This window comes from Lentimicrobium saccharophilum (assembly GCF_001192835.1).
Lineage (GTDB): Bacteria > Bacteroidota > Bacteroidia > Bacteroidales > Lentimicrobiaceae > Lentimicrobium > Lentimicrobium saccharophilum.
On sequence record NZ_DF968182.1, the window covers coordinates 2,927,854 to 2,941,994 of the forward strand.

A 14,141-nucleotide genomic window follows, 5' to 3' on the forward strand; every position below is an offset into this window, starting at 1 on the left:
CGACATGGAAGAATTCAGGATTTTAGCCATCAATCCGGGCTCTACAAGTACGAAGATTGCCGTGTTTAATGGCACCAATCCGGTTTTTGTGCGTACAATAACCCATTCAACCGAAGAGCTTTCCGGTTTTGATAAGATCACGGATCAGTATAATTTCCGGAAGGAGATCATTTATAAGCAACTGGAAGAAGCCGGCATAGAGATGGACAGCATCAGGGCGGTGGTTGGCCGGGGCGGGCTTACCAAACCCATCCCCTCCGGGGTTTACGAGGTCAATGAAGCCATGAAGCACGATATGGCCAACAGTCCGATGGACGAGCATGCCAGTAATCTCGGCGGATTTATTGCCGATGATATTGCAAAGAGCCTGCCCAACGCCCGGGCTTTCATTGCCGACCCGGTGGTGGTGGATGAACTGGAGCCGCATGCAAGGGTATCGGGACATCCCGAATTTGCCCGCAAATCGATTTTCCATGCCCTGAACCAGAAAGCCATTGCCCGCCAGCATGCCAAATCCATTATGCGGAAATACGAAGACCTTAACCTGATTGTGGTCCACCTTGGGGGCGGCATCAGCGTGGGCGCGCACCGTAAGGGTCAGGTGGTTGACGTAAATCAGGCACTCGACGGGGAAGGCCCGTTTTCGCCCGAACGCAGCGGCACCCTGCCATCTGCCGATCTTGTAAGACTTTGCTTCAGCGGTAAATATACCCAGAAGGAAATCCTTACGATGATCAAGGGCAAAGGCGGACTGGCCGCCTTCCTGGGTACCAACAGCGCTTACGAGGTGGAGCAACGGGCAATGGCCGGCGATGAATATGCGAAGTTTATCTTCGAAGCCATGGCCTTTCAGGTGGCCAAAGCCATCGGCGCCATGAGTACGGTGCTCAAGGGTGAGGTTGACGGAATCCTGATCACCGGCGGCATCGCCCACGGCAAATGGTTTGTTAACCAGGTGATCGAACGCGTGTACAAAATCGGACCGGTTCATGTCTATCCCGGCGAAGACGAAATGCGGGCGCTCGCCGTCAACGGACTGATGGTGCTGAAAGGTGAAATTGAAGTAAAAGAGTATTAATAGCATAAGCCGGATTCGGCTCAATTTGAGCTGCATCTTACAAGAAGCGGTGTATTCATTCTCTGGATACACCACTTTTTATGCCGGGAACTTCGTCTTTTCAACGCGACAAGCGATCGGCGGCCCATTTCCATATATTGCGGTTGAACGTTTCTCCTTCCGCCTCCGGATAAAGGTCAATAAATGACATTGCGGCCGGTTTGTCCGGATCAAACTTCAGCTTTTCATCCGGTTTATACAGAAGTGCCGGCTCCGGATGAAACTGAAAACCAATTACGTTCGGATAACGGCTGTGCAGAAGAATCTCGGGAATTTTTCCGTCAATGGAAGTAGCAACCACCTCCAGCCCTTTGCCGGCCTTTTCAACGGCCTGGTGATGACTGCTCAGCACGCCCGGGTGCGGGGCAGAGCCTGCAGTGAGAAACTTCAGTTTTTCGGGACGGGTAATTTTAATCCGGTGAAAACTTCCCCACATCAGCGCATCGTCAAGCCCGAACTGCGTATGGTAATTGCGGTGCCGATTGTCCTGTTCCATGGCCAGGACCTGCTCAGCGGTGGTTAATTGGTATATTTCCGTCGGGATGTCCTGAATCATGGTACCCCCGGCAGCTATATTCATGGTTTGCATACCCAGGCAGATGCCCATTACCAGAAAATCGGGTTTTTGTTCCAGCAGGGGATTGAACGCATCATCCTGATAGCCGCCGGTCAGATGAAACAGAAAGGAAGCTTCAAAAGCATGGCGGTGATAATCGGTGATCGCCGTCAGCAGGTTGGTCTCCTCCCCGTAAAACGCCGGGGGGATATCGGGGCCACCGAAGAAGATAACGCCCGCTGAATTCTCAAAAACAAGGCGGAAATCATCGCTGCACGGGTTTTCCCCGTAAAGCCGGTGACCTGGCAATCCGCTACAGGCATGCAGAAAGACGCCTTCCCTGCCCGATTCCCGGATAAAGCCGGCGGACTGGCTGAAATCGTACGCCTGGGCGGTGTGATAAAATCCCACAAGCCGGTAGTCCTCCGGCAGCGGAAAAATGCCGTTGTCGATCAGGAAAAACACCGTCTTCAGATTATTTACGGTCGGGTTCATCAGCACCAGCACAGGATCGCCGGTGGCAGCAGGGGTGTTGAAATATTGCTGAGCCGATGATAAATGACCGGCAAGAATGATAACAAAGATTAAAACTGTTTTTCTCATGACTATTTGTTGGAATAATCCCGATTACCAAAGTTTAAAGTTACTTCATTCCGGACTCCGGCACAAAGTTCATATAAAAAAGACGACAACTAAATGGGATTTTTGAAAAGAGTGTTTCTGCTTAAGAAAAATAACCACATCAGTCACAGTAGAGCACATCAGGTTTATATATTTACTTTAGGATGATGTTACTTCAACAGTTTGAAACAATGAATTTCGCATTTCCTGAAACCAATCTATTGTGTCCTATTCCCGGCAAAGTAGCCGGGACAAGTTGTGTCTATTGTGGTGAAAAATACTTCTCTCACTTTAACCAAATTATTAAAAAGAACCACATCAGGCACAGTAGAGCACATTAGGTTTTAGTATTAGCATTGGTTGATGTTATTTTAAAGGATTGAGTCATTTTGATTATGTTCATTCCGGCCTTGTATCCTGATCTATTGTGTTCTATTGTGTCTATTGTGGTGAAAAGAAACTTACCATATTCTCCCAAATCTACAAAATAAACCATATTAGGCTCAGTAGAGCACATTAGTACCCTTTGGGCAAAGATGCGTATAGCTCTGTAACCATGGTTTTTTGTCCTTCTTTGAAGATATTCATACAGTTAAAATTAATCAGAATTCCTTTGGGCTTTTCAAGCAACTTTAAGTAGGTAAGCAACTGAGCTTCATGGATTGGCAATAATCCATCAACAGCTTTTATTTCAACAATGATGGAATCTTCAACCATCAGATCAAAGCGAAGATCACAATCAAGATGCAGTCCCCTGAAAATAAGAGGGACCCTTTGCTGCGTTACCAGATGAAGCCCTTTTTCTTTGAGCATATGTGCCAGACATTTTTCATATACACTCTCCAGCAATCCAGGCCCAATTTCTTTATGAACCTCAATTGCAGCTCCAATAACGGTATGAGTTAACTCATTCAGGTACTTTTGTGTCATCTTGTATCTGTTAGAATATTTTTCATTGTGCTCTATTGTGACCTATTGTGCCTATTGTGGAGAAAAGAAACTAACCATATTCGCCCGAATCTAATTAAGTAGAACCACATTAGGCACAGTAGCACACATTAGGTTTTAGTATTAACATTGGTTGATGTTATTTTAAACGATTGAGTCATTTTGATTATGTTCATTCCGGCCTTCTAACCTGATCTATTGTGTCCTATTGTGTCTATTGTGGTGAAAAGAAACTAACCATATTCGCCCGAATCTAATTAAGTAGAACCACATTAGGCACAGTAGCACACATTAGGTTTTAGTATTAACATTGGTTGATGTTATTTTAAACGATTGAGTCATTTTGATTATGTTCATTCCGGCCTTCTAACCTGATCTATTGTGTCCTATTGTGTCTATTGTGGTGAAAAGAAACTAACCATATTCGCCCGAATCTAATTAAGTAGAACCACATTAGGCACAGTAGCACACATTAGGTTTTAGTATTAACATTGGTTGATGTTATTTTAAACGATTGAGTCATTTTGATTATGTTCATTCCGGCCTTCTAACCTGATCTATTGTGTCCTATTGTGTCTATTGTGGTGAAAAGAAACTTGCCATATTTCTCCAAATCTATTAAATAAAATAACCACAGTAGACGCATTAGAACACATTAGGTTCATGCACTAATTTAAGGTTGATGAGATTTAAGGTTGATGAGATTATAGTTTTGAATCATTGAATGCTGAATTCCCTGAAAACAATCTATTATGTCTTATTGTCACTGTTATGGTTAACAATTTTTTGCCCCATGCGGTATGCAGCCTATCAACAAAACACCTTTCCCGTTGTTAATCAGCTAAATTATTCAATTTATGCAACTTTTCGCTATCCCGACAGGAAATTTCAAGCTTGACGGCGGCGCCATGTTTGGCGTTGTCCCCAAATCGTTGTGGAGCAAACATTACCCTTCCGACGAAAACAACATGATCAATATGACCATGCGCTGTCTGCTGGTGGTGGACGGAGACCGCAGAATTCTGATCAACAACGGCATCGGGGACAAACAAAGCGAAAAATTCTTCAGCCATTACCATCTCAACGGCGACGATAGTCTGATAAAATCCCTGGCGGCGGCCGGGTTTGCACCCGAAGACATCACCGATATGTTTCTCACCCACCTGCACTTCGACCATGCGGGGGGAAGTGTAAAATACAAAGCGGACCGCAGCGGGTTTGAAACTGTCTTTCCAAATGCCACTTATTGGATCAGCGCTCCCCAGTGGGAATGGGCCATGCATGCCAACCGCCGCGAAAGCGCTTCATTTCTGAAAGAAAACATACAGCCCATTGAAGAAAGCGGCCGCCTTAAATTATTCGATCATCCCGGTGAACTTTTCCCGGGCATCGGGGTCCGCTTCTACAACGGCCATACCGACGGGCAGGCCATTCCGTTTATAAAATACAAGGGTAAAACCATCGTGTTTACCAGCGACCTGCTGCCCACCGCGGCCCACCTGCCCCTGCCCTGGGTGATGAGCTACGACACCCGCCCGCTTATCACCCTGGATGAAAAAGAGGCTTTTCTGGAAGAAGCTGTGGACAAAGGTTATGTCTTATTTTTCGAGCACGACCTTTATACAGAATGCTGCACCCTGGCACGAACGGAAAAGGGGATTAAGGTGGATAAGGCTATGAGGTTGAAGGAGTTGCAATAAACCGGAAGGAAATTTTCTATTTCACAGAGATTTAGATTCTTCTCCGTGTTGCTCCGTGAAACCTCAGTGCTCTCTGTGTAACTTATTTTGTTTCACAGAGGATCACAGAGTAGTCACAGAGGGTCGCAGAGTTTTAAATTCTTCTCCGTGTTGCTCCGTGAAGCCTCGGTGTGCTCTGTGTAACTTTTTTGTTTCACACAGGATCACAGAGTAGTCACAGAGGGTCGCAGAGTTTTAAATTCTTCTCCGTGTTGCTCCGTGAAGCCTCGGTGTGCTCTGTGTAACTTTTTTGTTTCACAGTGATTCAAATCCCTCTCCGTGTTGCTCCGTGAAGCCTCAGTGCACTCTGTGTAACTTTTTTGTTTCACAGAGATTCAAATCCCTCTCTGTTTTAAGCAGTGAAACCCCCGGTGTACTATGTGTAACAGCAAAATAAACTTCACATACGATATCTTCGTATACCATCTTTAAGAAGCTTAACATTAAAGTTTATTAACAACCCGATCTCCTTCCTTGAAAACTTCAGATAGGTTAATATTTGGGCTTCATGAACCGGAGAAAAAAAATCGACGGTTTTTAGTTCGATCACAACTTTTTTATTATCAACGAGAATATCAATCCTGTAACCACATTCAAGTTTTATATCTTTATATACAACAGGAACTGCAACTTGCCTTTGTGTGAAGAATCCGGCATTTCTTAGTTCAAAATCAAGACATTCCTCATAAGCCGATTCTAACAAACCTGGTCCAAGGGCTTTGTGCACTTCTATGGCACACCCGATGATTTTGTCTGTTATTTGATTAATTTCCATGATTTCTATGATAAATTAGAGGTGTTGTTATAGTTCTTTTTCTAGTAACGTTCGCTAACATACAGCCCGGTTACCCGGTAACGCTGATTATCAATTATTACAAATTATTCGACCTAAGGATTATAACAAAAATAATGAGAATCCATTCCCGGAAACGGTCATGTATGAAACTGCCATTAAGCAGCTACTATCCCCGGCCCACCTGCCCCTGCCCTGGGTGATGAGCTACGACACCCGCCCGCTGAAAAAGAGGCTTTTCTGGAAGAAGCCGTGGACAAGGATTATGTGCTGTTTTTCGGACACGACCTTTATACCGGATACTGCACCCTGGCGAGTACGGAGAAATGGATTAAGGTGGAAAATTCAACACGAATGTCGGAGTTGTAAATACCTAACATCTCGATTATGTATTTATCCTGAACATCTGATTAAATCTGCTCACCGGTTTGTTGAGGATTGCTTCCTTTTTGCATCAAGGAATTTTGAAGCTTCTTCCCTTGAAAAAAGTGATCCGGTTTTGATAATTCACTGTAAGGAAAATTTTACGACATAATAAGATTAGAGCCTTTAAAGGAACACTATGCTGAACACAATCAATTTGGAAGGCTTCGTCAGCCGGACAACGGACGTATGTTCTGATTCCGGTCCCGATTGAGAAAGCCGGTTATGAACAACACATATTCCCGGCTGTTTAAATGTTTACGCTATATTTCCCTAAATTAGCAATCAATTAACCGGAAAACACTTAAACCCTCCCGCTTTGTACCGCATCGAATCGAAAATTGACACAAAATCGGCGGAATTCCTTTCGAATTCTGAAGCCTTTCAGCAGTTGCTGGGGCAATACAGGCAGCGCATGGCCGAGGCCATTCACGGAGCGCCCGAACAGGCCGTGAAGAAACACAAGGAACGCGGCAAACTGCTTGCCCGCGAGCGCATTGACCTGCTTGTCGACCCCAACACGCCCTTCCTCGAATTGTCAACCCTGGCGGCTTTCGGCATTCACAACAATGAGTTCCCGTCGGCCGGAATCATTACCGGTATCGGTGTAATCCACGGCCGTGAAACCATGATCGTGGCCAACGATGCCACCGTAAAAGGAGGGACCTATGTGCAGGAAACCATCAAAAAACACGTGCGTGCCCAGGAAATTGCCATGGAAAACCACCTGCCCTGCGTGTATATGGTGGATTCTGGCGGGGTTTTCCTTCCCGAACAGGCAAAGGTTTTTCCGGATAAATACGATTTCGGGCGCTTTTTCTTCAACCAGGCAAGAATGTCGGCCGAAGGGATCCCCCAGATTGCGATCGTGATGGGCAGTTGCACCGCCGGTGGCGCCTACGTGCCTGCCATGAGCGATGAAACCATCATTGTGCGTAACCAGGGAACCATTTTTATCGGCGGCCCTCCCCTGGTAAAGGCCGCAACCGGCGAAGAAGTCACCGCCGAGGAGCTGGGGGGCGCCGACGTGCATACCTCCATTTCGGGAGTGGCCGATCATATGGCTGAGAACGACCAGCATGCCATCCGCATCTGCCGCGATATCTTCAGGACCCTTAAACCTGCCGCCCGTCAGCCGCTGGATCTCCAGCCCATTGAAGAACCTTACTACAATCCGGAAGAGCTGTATGGCATTGCTCCCCTTGACCTGCGCAAGCCGGTTGACTCGAAAGAAATCATCGCCCGCATGGTTGACGGCAGCCGTTTTCATGAATTCAAAGCCCGCTATGCCCCTACCCTTACCACGGGGTTTGCGCACATCATGGGATTTCCGGTGGGCATACTGGCCAACAACGGCGTACTTTTCGGCGAAACAGCGCTTAAAGGCGCCCACTTTATCGAACTCTGCACCTCCCGGAAGCTTCCCGTACTTTTCCTGCAAAACATCACCGGCTTTATTGTGGGGCGGGATTATGAACGCCGGGGAATCGCCCGCGACGGAGCCAAACTGGTTCATGCCGTCGCCAATGCCCGTGTTCCCAAGTTCACGGTGGTATTCGGCGGTTCGTTCGGGGCCGGAAATTACGCCATGGCCGGCCGTGCCTATGAACCCCGGCTGCTGTTTATGTGGCCAAACGCCAAAATATCGGTCATGGGCGGCGAACAGGCTGCCGGTGTCCTTACCACCGTAAAGGAAGAGCAACTCAAAACCAGGGGCAAAACCCTGCCCGAAGCCGAAAAGGAAGCCCTGCGGCAATCCATCCTGAAAAAGTACGGGGAAGAAGGCTCCGCTTACTACAGCACCGCCCGGCTGTGGGACGACGGGATTATTGACCCGGTGGATACCCGGAAAATTATCGCCATGGGCATTTCTGCTTCGATGAATAAGCTGTGGGAGGAGACGAAGTACGGGGTGTTCCGGATGTAAACGGAGGTAAGAGGTAGGAGGTAAGAAAAAAATTGTTAATCACTAATAAACAGGATATTATGGAAACAGGATTTAATCCCATAAAATCATTTATGGATCTTGAAGTATATCGGTTAGCCCATAAGCTTGCAATGGATGTTTTTTGGATAAGCGCCGGATTCCCGGTTGAAGAAAGATACTCATTGACAGATCAAATCAGGCGATCATCGAGATCCGTTGCTGCCAATATTGCTGAAGGCTGGGGGAAGAGGAAATATCCGCTTTCTTTTAAAAAACAATTAGTAGATGCCAATGGCTCTCTTGAAGAAACCAAATCCTGGATAATGTTTGCCCGTGACTGCAAGTACATTTCAATTGAACAATTCGATTCCCTTTTTCCAGATTATGAAACTTTAGGAGGCAAACTCTGGCGACTTGAAGAAAGATGGAAATAACATACCTTTTTCTCAACAGACTTCCTACTTCCTGCTTCCTACTTCCTACCTCCTACTTCTTACTTCTTCATTCTTAAAAAATCAATCATGAAATTAAAATACACCACCCTCGAAACCGAAATTACAAACCAGACAGCAACCGTCTGGCTGAATCGCCCGCAGATACACAATGCCTTTAACGAGGTAATGATTTCGGAAGTGCTCGAGATCTTCACGGAAATCGGTAAGATGGACGACATCCGGATAGTGCTGCTCCGCGGGCGCGGGAAGTCGTTCTGTGCCGGAGCCGACCTCAACTGGATGCGCGATGTGGTGAAGTACAGCTACGAACAGAATTACAAAGAGAGTCTGCAGCTTTCGGAATGTTTCTACGCCATCTACAACTGTCCGAAACCCACTATTGCCGTGGTGCACGGAGCGGCCATAGGCGGAGCCAACGGACTGCTTGCTGCCTGCGATATAGCCATTTGCGATGACGAAACGGTTTTTTCGCTTTCCGAAGTTAAAATAGGCATCGTACCCGCCTGTATTTCGCCCTATGTGATCAAACGCGTGGGAGAATACGGGGCACGTGAGCTTATGCTTACCGGAAAGCGCATTAAAGGGAAAGAGGCCGAACACTTCAGGCTGGTCAACAAATCGCTCCCTGCGGATGCGCTGGAAAGCCACGTGAACGAGTTGATCGCCCTGCTGATGAGCAGCGGCCCCAAAGCCATGGCGCACTGCAAAAACCTGATCGATGAGGTGTGCAACAAAATAGACCTGGAAGAGGCGCTCAGCTTCACCGCCCGCATCATCGCCGAAATCCGCGCCTCGGAAGAAGGCCAGGAAGGGATGGCGGCGTTTCTGGAGAAAAGAAAAGCTAGATGGAATTTATAATTTCTGATTGCGGATTGCGGATTGTGGATTGTGGATTGCGCTTGTCACGAGAGACGGTGATAGCCGATTAACGAGAGATTGCGGATTGCCTAAGGTGAGCCCACTTTCGTTCGGTTGCGGATTGCGGATTGTGCCTGCCATACAAAGCTTCTCATCACGGGAAACCCAGGGATTGCAAATTTCAAATTGTGACCTGGACGGCGATCTTAAAACAAATTGTGAAATAATTTTTATACAGAAAACCAAATCATTTTCTAAACATTTTAAAACACAATAGTCATGGATAAGTATGAAATGCAAAAAAGACTAATGAACCTGGTAATTGCAGTAATCAGACTTACAAAAGGATTCCCGATTAGTCAGGAAAGCAAAGTGATCGCATATCAAATCATTAAATCTGCAACTTCAACGGCAGCAAATTACCGGGCAGCATGCAGGGCTAAATCAGCCAGAGATTTTATTGCCAAGATGGGGATTGTTGAAGAAGAAGCAGATGAAACAGAACTTTGGCTTGAATTGGTAAAAGCAATAAATCTTGCCCGTGAAGAAGAAGTTGGGCCATTACTGAAGGAGGTCTCTGAAATAATTGCAATTACGGTGGCATCAATCAAAACTTCAAGAAAAACATTAAGATAGTGGTGATTAAACAAAAACCCGGGATTTTGCTTTAAACTTCTTACAAAGGCAAAACCAGCAAAATGACAAGCAATCCGAAATCCGCATTCCAAAATCCGAAATCTCCATGAAACTTCTTATAGCCAACCGCGGCGAAATCGCCCTCCGCATCCAGAAAACCGCCCGTCGTATGAGTATTCCGGTGGTGGCTGTGTATTCACATCACGACAGGGACGCGCAGCATGTGCTGCAGGCCGGTGAGGCGGTTTTGCTTCCCGGAGAAAATCTGTCGGAAACCTACCTGAATATTGAAGCCGTCATTGCCGCTGCGAAGAAAACGGGGGCAAACGCCATACATCCCGGATACGGGTTTCTCTCCGAAAATCCCCTGTTCTCAGAAGCCTGCGAACGCGAAGGCATCACCTTTGTCGGGCCCTCGGCAGCTTCGGTCAGGGCGATGGGGAATAAAATTGCCGCCCGCGAAGCAGCTGTTAAACTGGGTGTTCCGGTTACCACGGGGGTTACCGGTGCCCCGGATTATTTGCTTGCAAATTACGATAAGGTCGGGTTTCCCATGCTTATCAAAGCGGCAGCCGGCGGAGGCGGAAAGGGCATGCGCATCGTCCGTACGCCCGGAGAACTCGGGCAGGCACTTGAAAATACCTCGCGCGAAGCATTGAATTACTTCGGCGATGGCACGGTGTATATCGAACAGTTCATCGAAGGTCCGCGGCACATCGAGTTTCAGGTACTCGGCGACAAGCACGGCAATATGGTGCATTTGTTTGAACGTGAATGCTCCGCACAGCGCCGGCATCAGAAGATCATAGAGGAAGCCCCCTCCCCGGCCCTCACACCCGAAGTCAGGAAAAAGATGGGGGAATCGGCCGTGCTGCTCGCTTCATCCATAGGCTATTACAGCGCAGGAACCATTGAATTTCTGGTGGATAAAGACCTGAATTATTACTTCCTGGAGATGAACACCCGCATACAGGTGGAGCATCCGGTAACTGAGCTGACTACCGGCGTTGACCTGGTAGAAGAGCAGATCCGCATCGCCAACGGAGAGAAACTCAGGTTTAAACAGTCTGGCCTGGTACAGAAAGGACATGCCATTGAATGCAGGATTTACGCGGAGGATCCGTTTAACAACTTTATGCCCTCACCCGGAAAAATTCATCTGTATCGTGAGCCGGCCGGTCAGCATATAAGGGTCGACAGCATGGAAATCAAAGGCAAGGGGGTAATTCACAGCGCCTTCGATCCCATGATCGGCAAACTCATTACCCGGGGCGAAACACGGGAAGATGCCCGCGGCCTGATGATCCATGCACTGAGCCAGTTCGTCGTTCAGGGCATACAAACCAATATTCCTTTTCTTAGCGGACTTGTACAACACGATTCGTTTATCCGCAATGCAATCACCACCCGGTATATCGACGACGAACTCGATCATCTGATCGGACATGTAAAAACGCTTAAAGCTTCGGTCGATCCGCGGATTCCACTGCTGGCGGGATTGCTGGAGAGCCTTAAAATCAAAGATGAAAAGAAGGACAGCGTCTGGCAGACTATAGGCTACTGGCGAAACCTCCCGGAACCAAAACTGCGGCTGGACGGGCAGGAGCACCAGCTGAATTTCATTTCCATAACCCCGGGAAAGATAAAGATCCGTGAGAACAATGCCTTAACGGAGGCGCTGCTGCGCGAAGACGATTCAGCATCCTATCTGATTCTGGATGGATTAAGCTACAGTTTTCATGCCTGCGCGGATGAGAAGGGCGTGATCACGGTGAATAACTGCGGATTTCAGTTTCAGTTTGAAAGGGCTGACATGGCCCGACCCGAACATGTGGATGTCTTCAATGCTGGAGAACTTCAGACCGACCTGAGCAAAATTGTCTCGCCCATGCCAGGCAAAGTGATAAAGGTGAATGTTCCGGAAGGCGAGAAAGTATATAAAGGGCAGGTTTTGCTGGTTGTTGAAGCCATGAAGATGGAAAACAACGTCCTGAGTCCGGCCGACGGCTTGATAAAACGCCTGTACGTAAAGGAAGGCGATACCGTGGACGGCTCCGCGCTTTTGGTGAACCTGGACACAACGTCTTAAAGAATCACGCAAGGACGCTAAGACGCAACGTTGTTTTTCTGTATTGAATAAACTGTAAGATCCTTTATTCGCCGTGAAAAAAAAAGAATCACGCAAGGACGCTAAGACGCAACGTTGTTTTTCAGTATTGAAAAACTGATGATTTGTCACATCAACAAATAATGAAATAAAGATCACAGGAGGTACGCTAGCAAAAACAATTAAATCATTTATTATGACCGAAAACGAAATTGCTAAAATTGTCTGGGATATTTGTTTCAGGATTCATAAAGTTTTAGGGCCTGGCCTTTTAGAATCTGTTTACGAAGAAATCCTGACTTATGAATTAAATAAATTGGATTTATCGTTTGAAAGACAAAAATCAATTCCTGTAGTATAGGAGAGTTTGAAACTGGAAACGGGTTTTCGGGCTGATGTTATTATTGAAAATAAAGTTATTGTTGAATTGAAATCTATCGGTGAAATTAATCCGGTTCATCAAAAGCAGGTACTGACTTATCTGAAAATTACCGGATTAAAATTAGGATTACTGGTTAATTTCAACGCAAGTTTGTTAAAGGATGGGTTTCAAAGAATTGCAAATCATCTTTAATAAACAATTACCTTAGTGCATTAAAAGCACGGGAAAATCAATTAATCATTGCTTCAATGTGACCCCATCTGCCGTTGGGCAGATTTGCGTGAGACCCGAAAGAAAATCAAATAACCTTTGCGTCCTTGAGTCGTTGCGTGAGAAAAAACCTAAATTTATTGAACTCAGCGTCTTGGCGCGAGGCACCTCAGAAAATCAAAACAGTGCGATATGGACTACAATCTTAGTGAAGAACACCGGATGATCAGGGAGACGGTCCGGCAGTTTGCAGAGCGGGAAATCAGGCCGCTGGCACGTGAGCTCGACGAAAAGGAGACATTCTCCCCCGAACTTACCCGCAAAATGGGTGAACTTGGCCTTTTCGGCATTTACCTTCCGGAGAAATATGGCGGTCAGGGCATGGACTACCTTGCTTACATTATTGCCGTTGAGGAGATTGCACGCGTCGACGGCTCACAGGCTGCTACGCTGGCAGCCCATAATTCCCTGGGAATCGGTCCCCTTTACTATTATGGCAGCGAGGAGCAGAAAATGAAATACCTGCCCATGCTCTGTACGGGCGAGGCCCTATGGGCCTTCGGACTTACCGAACCGGATGCCGGATCTGACTCCCGCGGTTCAAAAACCCGCGCCACACTCGAAAACGGGGAATGGGTCATCAACGGCTCCAAAATATTCATCACCAACGGCTCAGCCGATAACTCCATGGGCGCGACGGTACAGGCCGTAACCGGCGAAAAACAGGGGAAGAAAGAGTTTACCACCATACTGGTCGACAAAGACACTCCCGGATTCACCCGGCAAACCATGCACGGCAAAATGATGTGGAGGGCCTCTGATACCTCGCAGCTCTTCTTTGACGACTGCCGCGTTCCGGAATCCAATCTGCTGGGAAAAGTAGGTGAAGGCTCCAAAATCATGCTTTCAACGCTCGATTCGGGCAGACTCTCCATTGCAGCCATGGGACTCGGCTGCGCGCAGGGAGCTTACGAACTTGCCCTGAACTATGCCAAAGAACGGAAACAGTTCGGACAACCCATCTCAAAATTCCAGGCCATCGCCTTTAAACTGGCCGATATGGCGATGAAAATAGAACTTGCCCGAAACCTGCTCTACAAAGCCTGCTGGCTGAAGGATACTAACCAGCCTTTCGCCATGGAATCGGCCATGGCAAAACTTTATTGCTCCGAAATCGCCAGAGAGGTGGCCGACGAAGCCGTGCAGGTTCACGGAGGCTACGGATTGATGAAAGACTACGAAATCGAACGCTTCTACCGCGACCAGCGCCTGCTTCAGATAGGTGAAGGCACCTCGGAGATTCAGCGGCTGGTGATTTCGAGGTATATCGGGTGCTGAAGGAGGGACGAGGGACGGAAAAAGGGACGGG

11 protein-coding genes and 1 pseudogene are annotated in these 14,141 nt (G+C 47.3%); 9 read left to right on the top strand and 3 right to left on the bottom strand.

Features of this window, described 5'->3' with window-relative positions; all coding sequences use genetic code 11:
* Positions 1 to 4: 4 nt before the first annotated feature.
* Positions 5 to 1,078, top strand: coding sequence for a butyrate kinase (gene buk, locus TBC1_RS11300; RefSeq protein WP_062042315.1), 1,074 nt, complete (start codon positions 5 to 7; stop codon positions 1,076 to 1,078).
* A 100-nt stretch (positions 1,079 to 1,178) separates the two neighbouring features.
* Here buk and TBC1_RS11305 read toward each other — a convergent pair whose 3' ends face one another.
* Together TBC1_RS11305 and TBC1_RS11310 are read right to left on the bottom strand one after the other, a co-directional pair.
* On the bottom strand, positions 1,179 to 2,276 hold the full coding sequence (locus TBC1_RS11305; RefSeq protein ID WP_062042318.1) for a gamma-glutamyl-gamma-aminobutyrate hydrolase family protein: 1,098 nt from the start codon (positions 2,274 to 2,276) through the stop codon (positions 1,179 to 1,181).
* A gap of 534 nt (positions 2,277 to 2,810) precedes the next feature.
* Positions 2,811 to 3,224 carry a GxxExxY protein gene (locus tag TBC1_RS11310; RefSeq protein WP_062042321.1) on the bottom strand — a complete coding sequence of 138 codons (414 nt, stop codon included), beginning with the start codon at positions 3,222 to 3,224 and terminating at the stop codon, positions 2,811 to 2,813.
* Between the two features lie 875 nt (positions 3,225 to 4,099).
* Between TBC1_RS11310 and TBC1_RS11315 the strand changes: the two genes are divergently transcribed.
* On the top strand, positions 4,100 to 4,942 hold the full coding sequence (locus TBC1_RS11315) for an MBL fold metallo-hydrolase (RefSeq protein ID WP_062042324.1): 843 nt from the start codon (positions 4,100 to 4,102) through the stop codon (positions 4,940 to 4,942).
* Between the two features lie 439 nt (positions 4,943 to 5,381).
* Here the strand turns inward: TBC1_RS11315 and TBC1_RS11320 are convergent, their stop codons facing one another.
* Positions 5,382 to 5,756 carry a GxxExxY protein gene (locus TBC1_RS11320; protein ID WP_062042327.1) on the bottom strand — a complete coding sequence of 125 codons (375 nt, stop codon included), beginning with the start codon at positions 5,754 to 5,756 and terminating at the stop codon, positions 5,382 to 5,384.
* 760 nt (positions 5,757 to 6,516) lie between these two features.
* Between TBC1_RS11320 and TBC1_RS11325 the strand changes: the two genes are divergently transcribed.
* The 7 genes and pseudogenes from TBC1_RS11325 (at position 6,517) to TBC1_RS11355 (ending at position 14,110) form a co-directional block, all read left to right on the top strand.
* Positions 6,517 to 8,124, top strand: a complete 1,608-nt coding sequence (locus TBC1_RS11325; RefSeq protein ID WP_062042330.1) for a carboxyl transferase domain-containing protein — start codon at positions 6,517 to 6,519, stop codon at positions 8,122 to 8,124.
* A 59-nt stretch (positions 8,125 to 8,183) separates the two neighbouring features.
* Entirely contained in the window at positions 8,184 to 8,558 is a 375-nt protein-coding gene (locus tag TBC1_RS11330; RefSeq protein ID WP_062042333.1) for a four helix bundle protein, read from the top strand.
* Between the two features lie 87 nt (positions 8,559 to 8,645).
* Positions 8,646 to 9,437 carry an enoyl-CoA hydratase-related protein gene (locus TBC1_RS11335; RefSeq protein WP_062042336.1) on the top strand — a complete coding sequence of 264 codons (792 nt, stop codon included), beginning with the start codon at positions 8,646 to 8,648 and terminating at the stop codon, positions 9,435 to 9,437.
* 279 nt (positions 9,438 to 9,716) lie between these two features.
* Complete coding sequence (locus TBC1_RS11340; protein ID WP_062042337.1) at positions 9,717 to 10,073, top strand: four helix bundle protein; 357 nt, start codon at positions 9,717 to 9,719, stop codon at positions 10,071 to 10,073.
* Positions 10,074 to 10,179: 106 nt separating this feature from the next.
* Entirely contained in the window at positions 10,180 to 12,162 is a 1,983-nt protein-coding gene (locus TBC1_RS11345) for an acetyl/propionyl/methylcrotonyl-CoA carboxylase subunit alpha (protein ID WP_062042341.1), read from the top strand.
* Between the two features lie 214 nt (positions 12,163 to 12,376).
* Positions 12,377 to 12,754, top strand: a pseudogene (locus tag TBC1_RS11350) (GxxExxY protein).
* A 210-nt stretch (positions 12,755 to 12,964) separates the two neighbouring features.
* Positions 12,965 to 14,110: an acyl-CoA dehydrogenase family protein gene (locus TBC1_RS11355; protein WP_062042343.1), complete on the top strand. Its 1,146-nt coding sequence runs from the start codon at positions 12,965 to 12,967 to the stop codon at positions 14,108 to 14,110.
* Positions 14,111 to 14,141 lie beyond the last annotated feature (31 nt).